17 protein-coding genes are annotated in these 18,876 nt (G+C 63.9%); 14 read left to right on the plus strand and 3 right to left on the minus strand.

The window, feature by feature from the left end:
• The first annotated feature begins 350 nt into the window (after positions 1-350).
• The 3 genes from RFM40_RS04420 to RFM40_RS04430 all read left to right on the plus strand — a co-directional run bounded on the left by RFM40_RS04420 (position 351) and on the right by RFM40_RS04430 (position 2,502).
• Positions 351-932: a VOC family protein gene (locus tag RFM40_RS04420; RefSeq protein ID WP_320277188.1), complete on the plus strand. Its 582-nt coding sequence runs from the start codon at positions 351-353 to the stop codon at positions 930-932.
• Positions 933-954: 22 nt separating this feature from the next.
• The gene (locus RFM40_RS04425; RefSeq protein WP_320277189.1) at positions 955-1,842 is read left to right on the plus strand and encodes a glutathione S-transferase family protein; all 888 of its coding nucleotides are present in this window, start codon (positions 955-957) and stop codon (positions 1,840-1,842) included.
• A 279-nt stretch (positions 1,843-2,121) separates the two neighbouring features.
• Positions 2,122-2,502, plus strand: coding sequence for a hypothetical protein (locus tag RFM40_RS04430; RefSeq protein WP_430691638.1), 381 nt, complete (start codon positions 2,122-2,124; stop codon positions 2,500-2,502).
• Positions 2,503-2,575: 73 nt separating this feature from the next.
• On the opposite strand, the gene RFM40_RS04435 is transcribed toward RFM40_RS04430, so the two are convergent.
• On the minus strand, positions 2,576-2,797 hold the full coding sequence (locus RFM40_RS04435; protein WP_320221058.1) for a hypothetical protein: 222 nt from the start codon (positions 2,795-2,797) through the stop codon (positions 2,576-2,578).
• Between the two features lie 343 nt (positions 2,798-3,140).
• Between RFM40_RS04435 and RFM40_RS04440 the strand changes: the two genes are divergently transcribed.
• Complete coding sequence (locus tag RFM40_RS04440; RefSeq protein WP_320277190.1) at positions 3,141-4,070, plus strand: DUF2865 domain-containing protein; 930 nt, start codon at positions 3,141-3,143, stop codon at positions 4,068-4,070.
• A gap of 1 nt (position 4,071) precedes the next feature.
• Here RFM40_RS04440 and RFM40_RS04445 read toward each other — a convergent pair whose 3' ends face one another.
• Complete coding sequence (locus RFM40_RS04445; protein ID WP_320224674.1) at positions 4,072-4,407, minus strand: hypothetical protein; 336 nt, start codon at positions 4,405-4,407, stop codon at positions 4,072-4,074.
• A gap of 313 nt (positions 4,408-4,720) precedes the next feature.
• On the opposite strand from RFM40_RS04445, the gene RFM40_RS04450 reads away from it, so the two are divergent.
• The 7 genes from RFM40_RS04450 (at position 4,721) to phoB (ending at position 13,791) form a co-directional block, all read left to right on the plus strand.
• Positions 4,721-8,089: a response regulator gene (locus RFM40_RS04450; protein WP_320277191.1), complete on the plus strand. Its 3,369-nt coding sequence runs from the start codon at positions 4,721-4,723 to the stop codon at positions 8,087-8,089.
• 502 nt (positions 8,090-8,591) lie between these two features.
• Positions 8,592-9,650 carry a phosphate ABC transporter substrate-binding protein PstS gene (gene pstS, locus RFM40_RS04455; RefSeq protein WP_320277192.1) on the plus strand — a complete coding sequence of 353 codons (1,059 nt, stop codon included), beginning with the start codon at positions 8,592-8,594 and terminating at the stop codon, positions 9,648-9,650.
• A gap of 65 nt (positions 9,651-9,715) precedes the next feature.
• A complete protein-coding gene (pstC, locus tag RFM40_RS04460) occupies positions 9,716-10,702 on the plus strand; it encodes a phosphate ABC transporter permease subunit PstC (protein ID WP_320224671.1) in 987 nt (328 codons plus the stop codon).
• 3 nt (positions 10,703-10,705) lie between these two features.
• Positions 10,706-11,557, plus strand: coding sequence for a phosphate ABC transporter permease PstA (gene pstA, locus RFM40_RS04465; RefSeq protein WP_320224670.1), 852 nt, complete (start codon positions 10,706-10,708; stop codon positions 11,555-11,557).
• Positions 11,554-12,357 carry a phosphate ABC transporter ATP-binding protein PstB gene (gene pstB, locus RFM40_RS04470; RefSeq protein WP_320224669.1) on the plus strand — a complete coding sequence of 268 codons (804 nt, stop codon included), beginning with the start codon at positions 11,554-11,556 and terminating at the stop codon, positions 12,355-12,357. The genes pstA and pstB overlap by 4 nt, the downstream gene beginning before the upstream one ends.
• Before the next feature lie 17 nt (positions 12,358-12,374).
• Positions 12,375-13,082, plus strand: a complete 708-nt coding sequence (gene phoU / locus RFM40_RS04475) for a phosphate signaling complex protein PhoU (protein WP_126089683.1) — start codon at positions 12,375-12,377, stop codon at positions 13,080-13,082.
• 19 nt (positions 13,083-13,101) lie between these two features.
• Positions 13,102-13,791, plus strand: a complete 690-nt coding sequence (phoB, locus tag RFM40_RS04480; RefSeq protein ID WP_010911896.1) for a phosphate regulon transcriptional regulator PhoB — start codon at positions 13,102-13,104, stop codon at positions 13,789-13,791.
• On the opposite strand, the gene RFM40_RS04485 is transcribed toward phoB, so the two are convergent.
• On the minus strand, positions 13,792-15,036 hold the full coding sequence (locus RFM40_RS04485) for an ROK family protein (protein ID WP_320224668.1): 1,245 nt from the start codon (positions 15,034-15,036) through the stop codon (positions 13,792-13,794).
• A gap of 267 nt (positions 15,037-15,303) precedes the next feature.
• Between RFM40_RS04485 and xylF the strand changes: the two genes are divergently transcribed.
• From xylF to RFM40_RS04500, 3 genes are all read left to right on the plus strand, one after another.
• Entirely contained in the window at positions 15,304-16,344 is a 1,041-nt protein-coding gene (xylF, locus tag RFM40_RS04490; protein WP_320224667.1) for a D-xylose ABC transporter substrate-binding protein, read from the plus strand.
• A 243-nt stretch (positions 16,345-16,587) separates the two neighbouring features.
• Positions 16,588-17,952 (plus strand): sugar ABC transporter permease, encoded by a 1,365-nt coding sequence (locus RFM40_RS04495; protein WP_320224666.1) that lies wholly within the window; start codon positions 16,588-16,590, stop codon positions 17,950-17,952.
• A gap of 22 nt (positions 17,953-17,974) precedes the next feature.
• Positions 17,975-18,775, plus strand: coding sequence for an ATP-binding cassette domain-containing protein (locus tag RFM40_RS04500; RefSeq protein ID WP_292340770.1), 801 nt, complete (start codon positions 17,975-17,977; stop codon positions 18,773-18,775).
• Positions 18,776-18,876: the final 101 nt, after the last annotated feature.

Consider the following 18,876-nt stretch of genomic DNA (forward strand, 5'->3'; position numbering starts at 1 on the left):
AGGCCGGTAGCCTGGATCTTGAAGACGCCTGCGCGGAGCCCTTGAAGCACTAAAGCGCGTCGCATTGAAACGGATTCAGGCGACGCGCTTTAAGTCTTTGTTTTGATGCATGTCGTTGCCCCAGAACCGCTGCACACTTCCGGGCGACATGCATTAGCGCTTCTGGCGCAGCGCCTCGGATTGAATTAGCATCCGTGCATCAAAGCTCCGGCCGCATTCCTGCAGGATGCGGAATGCGGAGCGCAGGGGAGCGAAGCCGGGGCGGCGATCACGTGCCGAGCGCTGATCAAAATGCGACTGGGCATTTGAAACGTCCGGCGGCAAGGTGCGGGGTGTCCGGGAGGAGCCAGATGCAGAAACTACAATCGCAAGGCGTCCATCACATCACGCTGGTTGGTGCCAATCGCCAGACCTCGATCGATTTTTGGGAAGGCGTGCTTGGCATGCCCTTCATTTTCGAGCAGCCCAATCTCGACAAGGCGAGCGAAAGCCACCTCTATTTCGACCCCGGCGACGGCCGGCTGATCACGGTCTTCACCGACGAGAGCCGCAGCCCGGTCAAGCGGCGCACGCCGACCGATACGGGCTGCGTCCACCACATCGCGTTCTCGGTGTCGCGGGTGACCTTCCTGCAGGCGGTCGCCCGGCTCGACGAGCGCGCTATCAAGCACAGCGGCGTCAAGGATCGCGGCTTCATGGATTCGATCTATTTCGAGGATCCGCTCGGCCTTTTGATCGAGCTCGCCTCGTACCGCTTCGAGCCGCCGGCCGGTTTCACCCATGCGGACGTGCTGATGGCGGCGCACAAGATCCGCATCGCGCGCGGCGACTACAACATCGCCGAAGTGCACCTTGCCGACGCCATCCAGGCGCTGGTCGAACGATCGCGCGAAACATTGTCCGAGTACCGGGCGGCGAAGAATCCATACTGAACAGGTCAGAGGGAGGACCAACATGGCGAAGACAGCCACAAAAGAAGCCAAGAAGGTAACGGCCAAACCAGCAGCGAGGCCGGCGGCGAAAGCCGCGGCAAAGGCAACCACCGCCGCCAAGGGGGCGGCCAAGGTAGCCAAGCCGGCGAAGGCTATGGCAAAGGCCGCGCTCAAAGCTATGGCAAAGGCCGCGCCTAAAGCGAAGCCAGCCAAGAAAGGTGGCGTGAAACTCAGCATGCTGAGGCCGAGCGTCAACAACATGACGGTCAGGGTGTTCACGCGCGCGGCCGGGCTCGACCATTCCGAGACCGACGCCTGGGGCCTGACGCGCACGCCTGAATTCCTGGCGCGCAACCCGGCGCATCTGACGCCGATGATCGAGGACAAAGGTCTTCCCAGGGGCGTGCTCTGGGAGAGCTGCGCCATCATGCAGTATCTCGCCAACAAACACGGGCTCGATAAATTCTATCCGAAGGCACCGGCCAAGCGGGCAATGGTCGACAGCGCCATGTTCTACCTGGTCGGCACGCTCTATCCCTATGTGGCTAGAGCCACCTATCCGGCGCTCGGCTTTCCGCAATATGCCGGCGAGGTCGGCCACAGCGATGCCCATCCCGACAGGAAATCGGAGGCACAGAAGGCGGCTGCCGCGGCGATCGCCGAGCCGCTGGAGGTGTTTCACTCCTTCTTCAGGGACGGCAAGCCGTTCATCGGCGGTGCCAACCCGTCGATCGCCGATATCCGGCTGGCGGCGACGCTCGAGTTCCTGGCCGTCATCGATTACGCGCTGCCCAAATGGGCGAAGGACTACATGGCCGCGATCGAGAAGAAGCTCGGCAAGGCCTATGCGGAACCGGCCGGCGACGTGCGCGGCTACATCGCCCATGTGAAATCGCAGGCCGCGGCTTGAGAAACCCGCGGGATTAGGGATTCGTTAACCAAAGCCCTGTCTAGTGTCCAGGTCCTCGCTGCGACCACGGATGTACTGGCGCGATGCCGAGGCTAGGGAAAGGTCGGCTCGTTGCCGGCCTTTTGCTTTTCCGGCGACGGTCGTGCCGGCATCACGACAACATGATTTTGCCGGGGTCAGCCGGGTTGAAATCCTATTGTCATCCTCCTCGTTGATCGTACCATGTCGTCAAGCGAATGGGCGAATGGGCGAAAGCGAGGAGGATCAGCGATGAGAGGCATGGCAAGATATTCCGCGATTGTCGGCGCGCTGCTGGCGCTGCCCCTTCCGGCGAATGCCGCGTCGCTCAACACCATGAATGAGGTCGGCGCCGCCCTGCAGGCCTGCTGGACCCCGCCTGCCAATTCCGGAAATTCCTCGGTCACCTTGAGCTTCAGCTTCAAGCGCGACGGCACTCTGATCGGCCCGCCGAAGCCAACGGCCATCAAGGTCAGCGGCAATGACAAGGCGCGTCAGGCCTATGTCGACGCGGCGACCGCCGCCTTGCGCAATTGCCTGCCGCTCAGCTTCTCGCCGGACCTCGCCAAAGGGATTCCCGGAAAGGTTTTCACACTTCAGTTCAATTCGCCAAAAGATAACGCCAAAGCAGTTCAGCAATAGAATTGCCGAACGGCTCAATTTACCTTTGCGCAATTCCGAACCGGAAACAGTTATGCTTTTATAGGGAACCGCACTACGCCGCATTGCGCGGGCGCCGCGCATTTGCGTGCTTTTCCAGTTCCGGCATCTCGAAGACATAGTCGTTCCAGGCCGATTCCGGAATTTGCCCGGCCAGATAGCATTCCAGCAGCAGATTTTGCTCAGGTGTCAGATGCCTCGGCGCCCGCTCGTGATCCAGTCCAAGCGTATGGATCAGGTTCCTGGTCAGGCCAGAGACGGTGAAGTGAACAGACATCTTCAGTCTCCATAGCGTTGCGCTGATAACGTCAGGTCGCGGTCAAAGGTTTCATCAGCTGTCCGTGATTGCCGTCGGCAAGGCAGCTGCCCACGGGCATCGGCCGTGCGAAAAGTTTTTCGGCTACTGTCTCAATCTTGAAGTGAAAGCGTAATATTCGTTTTACAAGATCGAGCATAACACTCAGAATACAAAAGCAGTGCGAGGCGTATATCTTGCGAGTGTGATAAATAACTCATTTAGCCTAAGCTTATGTTCGTTTATGGCCTGGATCGAGTTTGAGGCGGGACGACAGTCAATGACAAGCCTGCGATTTCTCACGGTCCCTTTCTTGGCTGTTACTGTGTTGCTGGCAATCGCAACGGTTTCTTACGCAGACCCTTGCGGCGCGCTCAGAAGCCAGATGCTTGCCGGCGGCCGCGGCGCGGCCAGCCCTGAGCTTGCCCAGCTGCGGCGTCAGCTCGCTGCGATCCAGGGCATCGAGAGGCAGCGCCGCTGCACCGCCGGCAGCGCGATGGGCGGCTTCTTCAATGCCTGCGCCGACCTTGCCAGGAGCAGAGCCGAGGTGCAGCGCCGGATCGCCGGCATCGGCAATCCGGGCCGCGGCGATCTGCAGGCGAGATACGTCGCGCTGGGCTGCCAATCCGCGCGCAATCGGCAACCGGCGGGGCCGGCGCTCAAGCCGCAATCCTCCGGCACGACGTTCGGCAGCAATGCGATGCTGTTCTGCGTGCGCCTTTCGGACGGCTATTTCTTCCCGGCGCCGAATTCGCAATTCGCACGAGAAAACGACGTCAAGGACACGGTCGATCAGTGCCGCTATATTTGCGACGATCCAGGCGTCGACCTCTATACGCTGAGCGATCCGAACCTGGAGACCGATCAGATGGTCGCGGTCGAGACGCGCAAGCCATATACCGAGCTTCCAACCGCTTTCCGGTATCGCGACGACGCCCGCTTCAAGGGCTGCGATCTCAAGCGCTACTATCAGCGCGTGGCCGAGTTCAGGGCGCGCACGGTGACGCCGGGCAACATGCAAAACGCCATCATCCCGCTGCCGACGGCAAAGCCCGATCTCGGCACGGTTTCGGATATTCCATCGCCCGCGGACGCTGACGCCGAGGTCCATGCGGCCGCAGCCGATGCAGGCGCGGCGGAGGGCCAGACGCCGACCATGCTGGTCGGACCGCGGCGGGTGCGGGTGGTCGGCCCCGCCTTTTTCCCCGGCGGATTGATCCCGGCCGCAGCTTCGATCGCAATCGCCGGGGACTAGTCTAGTCGCACACGACGCGAAAGCGCTTGCCGGGCTCGCTGATATTGCGGCAGGCCAGCGCCTTCTCCGGGCCGGCAGACGCATCCTGCGGCTGCGCATCCGCCGGCGGCTTTGCCGGAGGCGGCTTCCGATATCTGCGCGGCGCCGATCTTGCCGCCTCGGGCGGCGCTGGAAAGACGCCGACGGCGACAGGCGGCGGGCTTAACTGCGCCTGCTGCGGAGGCTTGTCCCAGACACGCCTGACGTCGAGCTGCCGAGGAATGATCACCGTGCCGTCGTCGCTGCGCGCGCAGCCGCTTGCGGCAAGCAGCGCCGGGCACAGAACGAAAGTCAGCATTCGACCGAGCATCAGCAATACCCCCACGGACTTTATAGCCCGGTAGCGCTGGGTCCGCCAACGGACGGATTACCGCAGCAGGCATCGGACCAGCGTCTGATTTGACGCGCGTGGCTCTGAAACGGATCCATACGACACGCTTGTCTTTTGTTTTTGATGCATGTCGTTCCCCAAAACCGCTGCGCACTTTTGGGCGACAGGCATTAACGGCATTGGCTGTGTTCGGTTGCGAATCGTTAAGGTTAGCGGATCGTTAATGCTTGTCGGGCACATTCCGCCGACGAACCGGCGAGGGTTCGGCCTGGGGGTAGGAATGGCGGATACGGACGGGACTTTCGGGACGGGCGACGCGCGCGATTCCCAAAGGACGGTTGCGGGCGGCGAAACATTCGCCGGAGCACTCCAGGCGGCAGGGACTTCGGAAGCGCTCGCCAACCTTCGCTTGATGGTCGATTCGATGCCGATCGGCGTCATCGTCCTCGATGCCGATCTCAGGGCGGAGATCATCAACCGCGCCTTCTACGACTTCTGGAAGATCGATCCGCGTCGCGCCGCGGTCGGCTGCGATTTTCGCGATCTGATGGCGGCGAGCCGCGACGCCGACCCCTATGGCGACGACGAAGCGGAATGGCAGCGCCACATTGCCGGACGCGAGGCGGAAATCCGGGCAGGCGTCGCCGGCTCCAGGCAGTTGCCGCGCAATGACGGCCGCACGCTGATCGCGTCGCTGGCATCGCTTGCCGGCGGCAAAAGGCTGATCTCCTATGTCGACATCACCGACATGAAGCATCGCGAGACCGAGGCCGAGGACGCGCGCAAGAATCTTGCCACGGTGCTGGAGTCGCTGCCGGCCGGCGTCATCATCTACGACCGCGACGACCGCTTCGTCTTCGCCAACCGCAAGCTGCAGGACTCGCTGCCGGCCTTGAAACCGGCCTGGCAGCCGGGCCGCAGCTTCCGCGAGGCGCTCGCTCTCGGGCATTCCGTCGGCTATTTCCAGTCGAGCGGCGACCTCGAGATCGATAGTCTCTACAATGTCGATACCGAGCGCTGGCTCGACGCCATGCTCAAGCGTTACCGCCTGCCAAATTCGTCCTATGAGCGGCTCAATGCCGACCGACGCTGGTACCAGGTCTACGACATGCGCACCGATGACGGCTCGTTCATCGGCGTTCGTGTCGACATTACCGACCTCAAGACACGGGAGAAGGCGCTGCGCGACTCGATGCGCCAGATCGACCTTTACCGCCATGTCATGGACGAACTGCCGGTGGCGGCCTTCATCAAGGCCGAGGATCTCAGCATCGAATTCGTCAACAAGGCCTGGTGCGCGCTGACGGGCATCGCCAAGGAAGACGTCATCGGCAAGACGGACCGCCAGCTTTTCGGTTCCGCGGACGCCGAGAGCTACAGCCATGACGACACCGAGGTCGTGGCCACCGGCAATGGGCGCGAGGTCGAGGAACCCGTCACTCATCGCGACGGCACGGTGCGGCAATTGATGACACGCAAGAGCCGCCTCGTCGCTGTCGACGGATCGGTGCATCTGGTCGGCTCCAGCACCGACATCACCGACGTCAAGGCGCGCGAGCGGGCGCTCAAGGAAAGCATGAGCGAGAACGAGGTGTTCCGCAGCCTGATCGACAACGTGCCGGTGTCTATCTACGCCAAGCGCTCGGATCTGAGGCAATTCTACGTCAACAAGGGCTGGTGCGACCTCACCGGCTTCAGCAAGGAAGAGGCGATCGGCAAGACCGATGTCGAGATCTTCGGCGCGGACGGCGAAGCCTTCATCGCGGGGGACCTCGCGGTGCTGCGCACCGGCGAGACGCAGGAGATCGAGGAAACGGTGACGATGCCCGACGGCAGCGTGCGCCACCAGTTCGCGCGCAAGGGCGCGATGATCGCGTCCGACGGCTCGCTCTATCTGATCGGATCGACCACCGACATAACGGAACTGAAACAGCGCGAGGCCGACCTTAGCGAGGCGCGCCAGCGCGCCGTGCTCGCCGACCGCGCCAAGTCGGAGTTCCTCGCCAATATGAGCCATGAAATCCGCACGCCGATGAACGGCGTGCTCGGCATGGCCGAGCTGCTCGCCAAGTCGGACCTCGACCCGAAGCAGAAGACGTTCACCGACATCATCGTCAAATCGGGCAACGCGCTGCTCACCATCATCAACGACATCCTCGACTTCTCCAAGATCGACGCCGGCCAGCTGGTCCTCGATCCGGCGCCCTTCAATCTCGCCGAGGCGATCGAGGATGTGGCGACGCTGGTTTCGACGCGCGCCAAGGAGAAGGACCTCGAGCTCATCGTCCGCGTCCAGCCAGGGCTCGACGGGCAATTCGTCGGCGATGTCGGCCGCCTCAGGCAGATCGTCACCAATCTGCTCGGCAACGCGGTGAAATTCACCGACGAGGGCCACGTTCTGGTCGACGTCACCGGCGAGCGGGTTCCGGCGGGCACCAGGCTCACCATCTCGATCACCGATACGGGCATCGGCATTCCCGAGGGCAAGCTGAAGCTGGTGTTCGAGAAGTTCAGCCAGGTCGACACCTCCTCGACAAGGCGGCACGAAGGTACCGGGCTCGGACTTGCCATCACTTCGCGGCTGGTCGAGATGATGGGCGGCGAGATCGGCGTCGACAGCGCCGAGGGCAAGGGCTCGACCTTCTGGTTCACCGTCACGCTGCCGCGGGCTGAACAGGGCGGGCAGCGGATCATGCCGGTCGACGTCACCGGCGCGCGCGTGCTGATTGTCGACGACAATGCCGTCAACCGCTCGATCCTCAGCGAGCAGATGGCCTCGTGGACCTTCGATTCCTGCGCGGCGGAAAGCGGCGCCGAGGGACTGAAGGTGCTGATCGCCGCCGCCGCCTACGGCGTGCCTGTCGACTGCGTCGTGCTCGACTACCAGATGCCGGGCATGACCGGCGCCGAAATGGCACGCATCCTGCGCAACACCGCCGGCCTCGCGCACACGCCGATCATCATGCTGACCTCGGTCGACCAGTCGCTCGCCAGCGCAGCCTATCGCGATCTCGGCATCGATGCGCAGCTGATCAAGCCGGCGCGCTCCTCCATCCTTTTGGAGACGCTGGTCGCCACCATCCAGCGCCATCGCCACAGCACCGCGGCCACCCATCCGCCTTTGCCCGGCAGCGTCGGGATAGGGTCCAGCGCGCCGCGAGCGCCGATGGCGCAGGCAACGGCATCGGACCGCGTCCTGCTGCAGCCGCCGCCGGCGCGTGCCCGTCCGCGCCCGGCCGGCGTGGAGCGCGGGCTCGACATCCTCGTCGCCGAGGACAATGAGGTGAACCAGCTGGTGTTCACGCAAATCCTCGGCGAGACCGGCTATCATTTCGAGATCGTCGGCAATGGCCGCAAGGCGCTCGACGCCTTCGGCAAGCTCAATCCGCGCATGATCCTGATGGACGTATCGATGCCGGAGATGAGCGGGCTGGAGGCGACCGCGGCCATCCGCCTACTCGAAGCCGAGATGGGGACGCGTGTGCCGATCGTCGGCGTCACGGCGCACGCGCTGAAAGGGGACCGCGAACGCTGTCTGGAAGCCGGTATGGACGATTACCTGCCGAAGCCGATCAGCCCGAAGGCGCTACTCGAAAAGCTCGAAAGATGGCTCGGGTCTGACGCGGAAGCCCGGCGCAGCGCCGGCTAACAGACGGCTGTTAGCGGCGTCATTCACGGGCATCGTCCGCAGACCCGGCGCAGACGTATGGTGTGATCGCACCATATCAAAGCGAAAGCCGAGCCGGAACAATAGCGGCTGTCGATTCCGCCCTTCGGTTACGGGCGGGAGCAGCGACCGCCGGCAAGGAACAGCGTCGACTCTACCCCAACGGACCTGTTTTCGGCGATGGCTTTGCCATGATCCGCTCTGGCATTCGGGCAACGCGCTCTCGTCCGGATTTTATTTCCCGGCGGCCGAGATCCGGCCGCCGGGGTAATTTTTGATTCAAAAGTCAGACAAGTTGCTGATTCCCGCGGCAAACTTCGGCTGGCCGGCAAAGGCGGCCGCAGGCCTCGCCAGCTATCCCTGTTCAGACGTTACCGGGCTGACACGAAACTGTCATGCGACTGTAATAATCGAGGGCTATTGCGCTCCCGGGCGCCGATAGAACGGGTGCCGAAAGACCATATTCCGAACAGGAGCAGGCCACATGAGACATTTCATCCGCTCGGCGGCCGTTGCGATTGCAATGGCTGCGGCATCCACGCTTTCCATCTCCGCCGCTATGGCGGCCGATATCTCGGGCGCCGGCGCCACTTTCCCCTATCCGATCTATGCCAAGTGGGCCGACGCCTATAAGAAGGAGACCGGCACTGGTCTGAACTACCAGTCGATCGGCTCCGGCGGCGGCATCAAGCAGATCAAGGCCAAAACCGTGACCTTCGGCGCTTCCGATGCGCCGCTGAAGGGCGATGAACTCGAGTCCACCGGGCTGGCGCAGTTCCCGATGGTGATGGGCGGCATCGTTCCGGTCGTCAATCTCGAAGGCGTCAAGCCGGGCGAGCTCGTGCTCGACGGTCCGACGCTGGCCGACATCTTCATGGGCAAGATCACCAACTGGAACGACGCGGCGATCAAGAAGCTCAATCCCGACGCCAAGCTGCCCGACCAGGCGATCGCGGTCGTCCACCGTTCGGACGGCTCGGGCACCACGTTCAACTTCAGCTACTATCTGGGCGATGTCAGCGCCGACTGGAAGTCGAAGGTCGGCGTCGACAAGGCGCTCGAGTGGCCGGTGGGCATCGGCGCCAAGGGCAACGAAGGCGTCGCCAACAACGTCTCGCAGACCGGCGGCGCCATCGGCTATGTCGAATACGCCTATGCCAAGCAGAACAAGCTCACCTATACCGACCTGATCAACAAGGACGGCAAGAAGGTCGAGCCGACCGCTGCGGCGTTCTCGGCCGCCGCGGCCAATGCCGACTGGAGCTCGCAGCCGGGCTACGGCGTCATCCTGGCCAACCAGCCAGGTGCCGAATCCTGGCCGATGACCTCGGCCACCTGGATCCTCGTCTACAAGAAACCCGACGATGCGGCGGCCACCGGCGAAGCGCTGAAGTTCTTCGCCTGGTCCTACGCCAAGGGCGACGACATGGCTGCCGAGCTCGACTATGTTGCGATGCCCGACGCGGTCGTGAAGAGCGTCGAGGAAATGTGGGGCAAGGACATCGTCGACAGCAACGGCAAGCCGCTCTACTCCGGCATGTAATTCCTGCGGAATAAGGGGGGCGCCTCAGGCGCCCCCCCTGTCTCTTTCGAAATGCGAGGGGCTAGATGACTGCCGTTTCCGAAGCCGTGACCCCGTCCGCCATGCGGACCAGAGAAGCGACAGTGCGGCGCTTCGCCCTCACCGACACGATCTTCCGGACGGCCACGCGCCTTTCCGCCATCCTCGTGCTGGTCCTGCTGGGCGGCGTCGCGATCTCGCTGATCGCCGGCTCGTGGGAGGCGCTGTCGAAGTTCGGCTTCTCCTTCCTGACCACCGAATCCTGGAACCCGGTCACCGAGAATTTCGGCGCCCTGGCGCCGATCTACGGCACCATCGTCACCTCGGCCATTGCCATCCTGATCGCGGTTCCGATCGGCATCGGCATTGCCATTTTCCTCACCGAGCTGTGCCCGCGCCCGCTCAGGCGCCCGATCGGCATTGCGGTCGAGCTGCTCGCCGGCATTCCCTCGATCATCTACGGCATCTGGGGCCTGTTTGTCTTCGCGCCGTTCCTGCAGACGACGATCCAGCCCTTCATCATCAACGTTTTCCATGGCATACCGGGCCTCTCCAGCCTGTTTGCCGGTCCGCCCTACGGCATCGGCCTGCTGACGTCGTCGCTCATCCTCGCCATCATGGTGCTGCCTTTCATCACCTCGATCACCAAGGACGTGTTCGACACGGTGCCGGCGGTGCTGAAGGAATCGGCCTACGGCATCGGCTGCACGACCTGGGAAGTGACCCGGCGCGTGACCATCCCCTATACCCGCGTCGGCATCATGGGCGGGGTCATGCTCGGCCTCGGCCGCGCGCTCGGCGAGACGATGGCCGTCACCTTCGTCATCGGCAACGCGCATCGCATCAGCGCCTCGCTGTTCGCGCCGGGCACGACGATCTCGGCGACCATCGCCAACGAATTCACCGAAGCCGACGGCGATCTCTATACATCCTCGCTGGTGTCGCTCGGTCTGATCCTGTTCATCATCACCTTCATCATCCTCGCGCTCGCACGCTACATGCTATTGCGCATCGATAGCCGCACGGGAGCCTGACCGATGTCGACAGCCGCATCGCTCCACCAACGCCGCAAGCGCAAGAACGCCGTGATGATGGCGCTGTGCGTCATCGCGGCGGGCATCGGCCTCGCCTGGCTGGCGCTGATCCTCGGCGCGCTGCTCTACAAGGGGCTCTCCGGCGTCTCGCTTGCGGTGTTCACGGAAATGACGCCGCCGCCCGGCGACGCCGGCGGCCTGCTCAACGCCATCTACGGCAGCATCGTGATGACCATCATCGGCATCATCGTCGGCACGCCGATCGGCGTGCTCGCCGGAACCTACATGGCCGAATACGGGCGCTTCTCGCGTCTCACCACGGTGGTGCGTTTCATCAACGACATCCTGTTGTCGGCGCCGTCGATCATCGTCGGCCTGTTCGTCTATGAGCTGATGGTGCGGCCGATGGGCCACTTCTCGGCGATCGCCGGCGCGGTCGCGCTGTCGATACTGGTGATCCCCGTCGTGGTGCGCACCACCGAGGACATGCTCAACCTGGTGCCGAACGCGCTGCGCGAAGCCGGCACCGCCATCGGCGCGCCGCGCTGGGTGGTGATCCGTTCGGTCGCCTATCGCGCAGCACTTTCCGGCATCGTCACCGGCATTTTGCTGGCCATCGCCCGCATTTCCGGCGAGACGGCGCCGCTACTCTTCACCGCGCTCAACAACCAGTTCTGGTCGAGCAATCTCAACGCGCCGATGGCCAGCCTGCCGGTGACCATCTTCCAGTTTGCGCTCAGCCCCTATGAGGAATGGCAGCAGCTGGCCTGGACGGGCGCACTTATAATCACCCTGACGGTTCTCGGGCTGAGCATCTTCGCCCGCAGCCTTACCGGACGCAGAGAGGACAGATGAAACCGATGTTGTCCACCGACCTTAACGTAGCCGAGACGGCCGTCGAGAAGGCCAAGATCGAGGTTAAGAACCTCAACTTCTACTATGGCCAGTCGAAGGCGCTGAAGGACATCAACCTGTCGCTGCCCGAACGCAGCGTCACCGCCTTCATCGGGCCGTCGGGCTGCGGGAAGTCGACGCTGCTGCGCGTGCTGAACCGCATTTACGAGCTTTATCCGAAGCAGAACGCCGAAGGCCAGGTGCTGCTCGACGGCAAGAACATCCTCGACCGTTCGCAGGACCTCAACCTGCTAAGGACCAAGATCGGCATGGTGTTCCAGAAGCCGACGCCGTTCCCGATGTCGATCTACGAGAACATCGCCTTCGGCGTCAGGCTGTATGAGAAGATCAGCAAGGCCGAGATGGACAACCGCGTCGAGCAGGCGCTGAAGCGCGCCGCGCTCTGGACCGAGGTCAAGGACAAGCTCAACGCCAGCGGCCTCAGCCTCTCCGGCGGCCAGCAGCAGCGGCTCTGCATCGCCCGCACCGTGGCGGTGAAGCCGGAGGTCATCCTGCTCGACGAGCCGGCCTCGGCGCTCGATCCGCTGTCGACCGCCAAGATCGAGGAACTGATCGACGAGTTGCAGGCCGACTACACGATCGTGATCGTCACCCACAACATGCAGCAGGCGGCGCGCGTGTCGCGGCAGACGGCGTTCATGTATCTCGGCGAGCTGGTCGAGTTCGACCGGACCGAGAAGATCTTCACCTCGCCCCGCGAGAAGCGCACGCAGGACTACATCACCGGCCGCTTCGGCTGAGTTCATACGAGGACACCATCATGGCCCATACGGTCGCTTCCTTCGACGAGGACCTGAGGCAGATCAGCCAGCTCATCCGTGACATGGGCGATCTTGCCGGCTCCATGGTCGGCGCCTCGACCAAGGCGCTGCTCAATTCCGACAACGCGATGGCGCAGCGCGTGGTCTCCGACGACGCCATCATGGACGCGCGCCAGCGCGAGCTCGACGACCGCGCCATCACGCTGATCGCCAAGCGCCAGCCGATGGCCGACGACCTGCGCAGCGTGGTCGGCGCGATCCGCATGGCCGGCGACCTCGAGCGCATCGGCGATCTCGCCAAGAACATCGCCAAGCGGGTCGGCTCGGTCGGCGTCAGCGCTGCGCCACGCGACCTGTCGCACTCCATCGACTCGATGGCGCAGTTGGTGCTGATCCAGGTCCAGGGTGTCATCGAGGAGTACACGGCGGGCGACGCCACGGCGCTTGCCAAGCTCAGGAACGACGACGAGCGCATCGACGTCAAATACACATCCGTGTTCCGCGAGCTCCTGACCTACATGATGGAGGATCCGCGCAACATCACGGCCTGCACGCATCTCCTGTTCTGCGCCAAGAATCTGGAGCGCATCGGCGACCATGTCACCAACATCGCCGAGAACGCCTATTATGTGCTGACCGGCACCCAATTGCCCGCGAACCGTCCGAAGCAGGACGAGACGGCGATGTCGGCTCCGGCGGCGTGACAGCGAAGGTACCTGCCAAATGATCGCCCCACGCATCATGGTGGTGGAGGACGAGGAGCCGCTGGGGGTGCTGCTCCGCTATAACCTCGAATCCGAGGGCTACCAGGTCGAGGTGGTGACCCGCGGCGACGAGGCCGAGATCCGCCTGCAGGAGAACGTGCCCGACCTTCTGGTGCTCGACTGGATGGTGCCGGCGGTTTCCGGCATCGAGCTTTGCCGGCGCTTGAGGATGCGCCCGGAGACCGAGCGGCTGCCGATCATCATGCTGACCGCGCGCGGCGAGGAAAGCGACAGGGTGCGCGGCCTCTCGACGGGCGCCGATGACTACCTGGTCAAGCCGTTCTCGACGCCGGAATTCATGGCCAGGGTCAAGGCGCTGTTGCGCCGCGCCAAGCCGGAGGTGCTGTCCAGCGTGCTCAAGGTCGGCGACATCGTGCTCGACCGCGAATCGCACCGCGTCTACCGCAAGAAGAGCGAGATCAGGCTCGGCCCGACCGAGTTCCGGTTGCTCGAATTCATGATGCGGCATCCCGGCCGCGTGTTCTCGCGCAGCCAGCTGCTCGACAATGTCTGGGGCGAGACGATCTATATCGACGAGCGCACCGTGGACGTGCATGTCGGACGCCTGCGCAAGGCGGTCAACAACGGCCGTATGCCGGACGTGATCCGTACCATCCGTGGAGCCGGCTACGCGATCCGCGAGGATTGATCAGGCCACGTTCTTCCCGGCGGCGCCTGCTCGCGCCTGGACGCCCGGCGCGAAAATCTCCTGGTCGACGAAGCTCAGCGCGCGCATGGCGCAGCCTTCGCGGATCAGCGGCAATTCGTTCGGCTCGGTGTCGAAGGAGATCGATTTGGAGTGCTGGCCGCCGGCGGTCTGGGCGATGGCTTCCCGCAGCGCCGGCTCGATCAGGTCGAAAGCCGCCGCGCTGACGCCGACCATGGCGACCGGCGCCGGGTCGATCAGCGCGAACAGGCTGCCCAGCCCAAAGCCCAGCGCCTCGCCCGCCCGGCGATAGGCCTCGCGCTCCGGCCCGTCTTTTTCACGCGCCTTCGTGGCAAGAGCCCGCATGTCGGCATCGCCGACGTCGACCGGCTCGGCGTCCTCGCTCATCTTCATGGCGCTGCGCCAGATGGCGTAGTTGCCGGCATAGGCCTCGACGCAGCCGCGGCGCCCGCAGCGGCAGAGCGCGCCGCCGGGACGGTGGATCATGTGGCCGAACTCGCCGCCTGAGGAATGTGTGCCGGTGAACAACTCGCCTTTCAGCACCAGCCCCATGCCGATGCCGTGCGAGAGCAGGATGGCGATGAAATTGTCGCGATAGCGGTCGGGGTCGCGCCATTGCAGCGCCACCGCCATCATGTTGCAGTCGTTCTCCATGGTGGCGGGAATGCCGAATTCATGCTCCAGGATGTCGGCGAAAGGAATGTCGGTCAGCGGCGTGATCGGCGACCACAGCATGGCGCGGGCATGGGAATCGGTGATGCCCTGGATGCCCATGGCGATGCGGGCGACGCTGGCGACATCGAGATCGGGGTCTTCCAGCCGACGCCGGACGATCGCCGTGCATTCGCCGATCAGCTCGTCGCGCGGCATGGTGAGGGTGTCGAGGCGCCGTTGCTCCTCGGCGATGACCTGGCCGGCATAGTCGATGACGGCGACGGAGAGGAAATTCAGCGACAGCACCACCGTCACCACCGCGGCCGCCTCGGGGTTGAGGGCGAGGCCGACTTGCGGCCGGCCGCGCTTCAGCGACGCGGTCTCGCTCGGCTTGCTCTCGGCCAGGATGCCTTCATGGATGAGGTCCGCTGAGATCGCCGAAATCGTCGAGTGGCTGAGCCCGGTGGTCGCGGCGATTTCCGTGCGCGACGGCTGGCCGGCCCGGCGCACGGCCGAGAGCACCATGGCGCGGTTGCGCCGGCGCAGGTCGTCGTGGCGGATTCCGACCGACATCCTTTCCTTCCTCCCGGGCGTCGCGGCCTTCTCATCATGCCATGGGCCGTCGCCGACGTGCCAGGATACTGGCAGAAGCTGCCGGGGCTGTCATTATTTATTGCGGGTCTCGAAAAAAAGTCTGCGGCACCTCAAGAACCATCATAATCGCAGTTGACAGCGCTTCGGCGTTGGATCAGTGTTTTTTCGAGGCTCGAAAAAAAGCCTCTGTGTCCGGCCTTCGGGCCAGTCTGGGTCGCGCCGCAAGGCGGCGCAGGGAGGAAAATCATGAAGAGTTTCGCAGCCGCCATGCTGGCGGGTGTCGCCATGTCGCTGACGCTGGCGTCGGTCGCAGAGGCGAAGGACAAGGTGGTCGGGGTTTCGTGGTCGAATTTCCAGGAAGAGCGCTGGAAGACCGACGAAGCGGCGATGAAGAAGGCCATCGAGGCCGCCGGCGACAAATATATCTCGGCCGACGCGCAGTCCAATCCGGGCAAGCAGCTGACCGACGTCGAGAGCCTGATCTCGCAGGGCGCCAACGCGCTGATCATCCTGGCGCAGGACGCTTCCGCGATCGGCCCGGCGGTGCAGAAGGCGCTGGACGAAGGCATTCCGGTGGTCGGCTACGACCGCCTGATCGAGAACAAGGACGTGTTCTACCTGACCTTCGACAACAAGGAAGTCGGCCGCATGCAGGCCCGCGAGGTGTTCAAGGCCAAGCCCGAAGGCAACTATGTCTTCATCAAGGGCTCGGGCGCCGATCCGAATGCCGATTTTCTGTTCTCCGGCTCGATGGAAGTGCTGAAGGAGGCCATCGACAGCGGCAAGGTCAAGAATGTCGGCGAGGCCTATACCGACGGCTGGCTGCCCGCCAACGCGCAGAAGAACATGGAGCAGTTCCTGACCGCCAACGACAACAAGGTCGATGCCGTCGTGGCGGCCAATGACGGCACCGCCGGCGGCGTCGTCGCGGCGCTGACGGCTCAAGGCCTGGCCGGCACCGTTCCGGTCTCCGGCCAGGACGGCGATCACGCGGCGCTCAACCGCATCGCGCTCGGCACGCAGACGGTGTCGGTGTGGAAAGATGCGCGCGAGCTCGGCAAGAACGCCGCCGAGATCGCCTCGCAGCTCGCCGACGGCAAGAAGATGGGCGACATCGCCGGCGCCAAGGACTTCACGACGCCTGGCGGCAACACCGTCAAGTCGCTGTTCCTGACCCCGGTCGCGATCACCAAGGACAATCTCAACGTCGTCATCAACGCAGGCTGGATCAAGAAGGACGAGGTCTGCGCCGGCGTTGCCGCCGGCAGTGTCGCGGTCTGCAATTAAGCCGACCGACGTCTGTCCAAATCCTGACGCCGCGGCCCAAAGCCGCGGCGTTCCTCAAAATGGCTTTCCCGCTTCGAATGAGCCGGGGAAGACATTGGAGCAGCTCATTGTTCAGCAGGATAGTCGAACTGCTGCAGCCGTTTGTTTCCACGCAATTCCGGACGGGCTACACACTTTCCCTGGAATTGCTCTAGCATCGTGGTCCGGCATCCGCGCCAGACGGCAAGCCGGTGGGAGGAGATCATGACCGATACGACGTCTGATACGCCGGCCAACCCGGCCGCGGATCGCGCGCGGGCCTCCGAACTCAGCGCCGTCGGGCGCTTCCTCAAGGCGACCGAACTTGACACGCGTATGCTCGGCATGGTCGGCGCGCTTTTGATCATCTGGATCGGCCTGCACGTCATCTCGAGCCTGCGGCTCGGCGTCAATCCGCTCGATTTCGACAGCCGCACGTTCCTTACGCCGCGCAATCTCTGGAACCTCTCTGTGCAGACCTCGGCTGTGGCGATCATGGCCTCCGGCATGGTGCTGGTCATCGTCATGCGCAACATCGACCTCTCCGTCGGCTCGGCCGAAGGGCTGATCGGCATGGTGATGGGCTTTGCCCAGGTGCATTTCCTGGTGCGGATGGTCGGGCTCGAGCTCGGCAATCCGTGGATCTGGGTGCTGGCGCTGTTGATCGGCCTGGCGCTCGGGTTGCTGATCGGCGCCTTCCAGGGCTTCGTCATCGCCTATCTCGAAGTGCCGGCCTTCATCGTGACGCTGGGCGGGCTCCTGGTCTGGCGCGGCGCTGCCTGGTGGGTCACCAGCGGCCAGACGGTGGCGCCGCTCGATGCCACCTTCCAGCTCATGGGCGGCGGACCGGCCGGCTCGATCGGCGCCAGATGGAGCTGGGTCGTCGGCGTGGTCGCCTGCCTGGCGGTGGTGTTTGCGCTGTTCAACGGCCGGGTGCAGCGCAAGCGCTTCCGTTTCCCGCTGCGCCCAATCTGGGCCGAGACGCTGCTCGGCGCGGTCACCTGCGCGATCATCATGGGCGCGGTGTGGCTGGCCAATTCCTATCCTTGGCCGGTCGGCATCGTGAACCGTTACGCCGCCGCCAACAACATCACCGTTCCCGAAGGCGGCCTGTTCATCGCCCATGGCATCGCTATTCCCGTGCTGATGGCCGTCGCGGTCGGCCTGATCATGACCTTCATCACCAAGCGCACCCGCTTCGGCCGCTATGTCTTTGCCATCGGCGGCAATCCGGAGGCGGCGAACCTTGCCGGCATCAACACGCGCTGGATCACCATGAAGGTGTTCATGATCATGGGTGTGCTGGCGACGATCGCCGCGGCCATCTCGTCCGCCAGGCAGAATTCATCGACCAATGCGCTCGGCACGCTGGACGAGCTGCTGGTCATAGCCGCGGCGGTGATCGGCGGCACCTCGCTTGCCGGCGGTTCCGGAACCGTGCTCGGCGCCATGCTTGGCGCGCTTTTGATGCAATCGCTGCAGTCCGGCATGGTGCTGCTCGGCGTCGACTCGCCGCTGCAGAGCATCGTCGTCGGCGCGGTGCTGGTCATCGCGGTCTGGCTCGACACCATCTACCGCAAGCGCGTCTGATCAGGCAGGGAGGAGAAGGATCATGGCTGAGAAAACCGCTCCCGCGGACGTCCCGCTGGTCGACATGCGCAACATCTCGATCGCCTTCGGCGGCATTCGCGCCGTCGACGACGCATCCATCGATCTCTTCCCCGGCGAAGTGGTGGCGCTGCTTGGCCACAACGGCGCCGGCAAGTCGACGCTGATCAAGATCCTGTCCGGCGCCTACAAGCGCGATGCCGGGCAGATCTTCGTCAACGGCGAGGAGGCACCGATCTCCAACCCGCGCGACGCCAAGAAATACGGCATCGAGACGATCTACCAGACGCTGGCGCTTGCCGACAATGTCGACGCCGCCGCCAATCTGTTCCTCGGCCGCGAGCTGATGACCGCCTGGGGCACGCTCGACGACGTCGCCATGGAGGCCGAGGCGCGCAAGGTGATGGGCCGGCTCAATCCGCGCTTCCAGCGCTTCAAGGAGCCGGTGATCAAGCTGTCCGGCGGGCAAAGGCAGTCGGTGGCGATCGCCCGCGCGATCCTGTTCAACGCCCGCATCCTGATCATGGACGAACCGACCGCGGCCCTCGGTCCCCAGGAGACGGCCCAGGTCGGCGAGCTGGTGCGGCAGCTCAAGGCCGACGGCATCGGCATCTTCCTGATCAGCCACGACATCCACGACGTGTTCGAGCTGGCCGACCGGGTCTGCGTGATGAAGAACGGCCAAGTGGTGGGCACCGCCCGCACCAGCGACGTGACCCAGGACGAGGTGCTCGGCATGATCATTTTGGGCAAGTGCCCGCCGGGCGCGATTCCGGGTCCGGGAGCGCTGAAGATCGCGGCGTAAGCCAATAAGTTAGTTGGCTAATTTACGATTAGGTGATGTGCCAGTGGTCGTGATGGATTGGCCTCGCCATTGTGTTGGCACGGAGACTTGCCCATAAAGGT

The organism is Mesorhizobium captivum (genome assembly GCF_033977165.1).
Classification (GTDB): domain Bacteria; phylum Pseudomonadota; class Alphaproteobacteria; order Rhizobiales; family Rhizobiaceae; genus Mesorhizobium; species Mesorhizobium captivum.

Bases quoted from the DNA above. Each gene is read 5' to 3' on its own strand.
- RFM40_RS04445 (WP_320224674.1), bottom strand. From the start codon at position 4,407: ATGCTGACTTTCGTTCTGTGCCCGGCGCTGCTTGCCGCAAGCGGCTGC.
- RFM40_RS04500 (WP_292340770.1), top strand. From the start codon at position 17,975: ATGGCTGAGAAAACCGCTCCCGCGGACGTCCCGCTGGTCGACATGCGC.
- RFM40_RS04430 (WP_430691638.1), top strand. From the start codon at position 2,122: ATGGCAAGATATTCCGCGATTGTCGGCGCGCTGCTGGCGCTGCCCCTT.
- RFM40_RS04495 (WP_320224666.1), top strand. From the start codon at position 16,588: ATGACCGATACGACGTCTGATACGCCGGCCAACCCGGCCGCGGATCGC.
- RFM40_RS04485 (WP_320224668.1), bottom strand. From the start codon at position 15,036: ATGTCGGTCGGAATCCGCCACGACGACCTGCGCCGGCGCAACCGCGCC.
- phoB (WP_010911896.1), top strand. From the start codon at position 13,102: ATGATCGCCCCACGCATCATGGTGGTGGAGGACGAGGAGCCGCTGGGG.
- pstB (WP_320224669.1), top strand. From the start codon at position 11,554: ATGAAACCGATGTTGTCCACCGACCTTAACGTAGCCGAGACGGCCGTC.
- pstA (WP_320224670.1), top strand. From the start codon at position 10,706: ATGTCGACAGCCGCATCGCTCCACCAACGCCGCAAGCGCAAGAACGCC.
- RFM40_RS04450 (WP_320277191.1), top strand. From the start codon at position 4,721: ATGGCGGATACGGACGGGACTTTCGGGACGGGCGACGCGCGCGATTCC.
- RFM40_RS04425 (WP_320277189.1), top strand. From the start codon at position 955: ATGGCGAAGACAGCCACAAAAGAAGCCAAGAAGGTAACGGCCAAACCA.
- RFM40_RS04435 (WP_320221058.1), bottom strand. From the start codon at position 2,797: ATGTCTGTTCACTTCACCGTCTCTGGCCTGACCAGGAACCTGATCCAT.
- pstS (WP_320277192.1), top strand. From the start codon at position 8,592: ATGAGACATTTCATCCGCTCGGCGGCCGTTGCGATTGCAATGGCTGCG.
- pstC (WP_320224671.1), top strand. From the start codon at position 9,716: ATGACTGCCGTTTCCGAAGCCGTGACCCCGTCCGCCATGCGGACCAGA.
- RFM40_RS04420 (WP_320277188.1), top strand. From the start codon at position 351: ATGCAGAAACTACAATCGCAAGGCGTCCATCACATCACGCTGGTTGGT.
- xylF (WP_320224667.1), top strand. From the start codon at position 15,304: ATGAAGAGTTTCGCAGCCGCCATGCTGGCGGGTGTCGCCATGTCGCTG.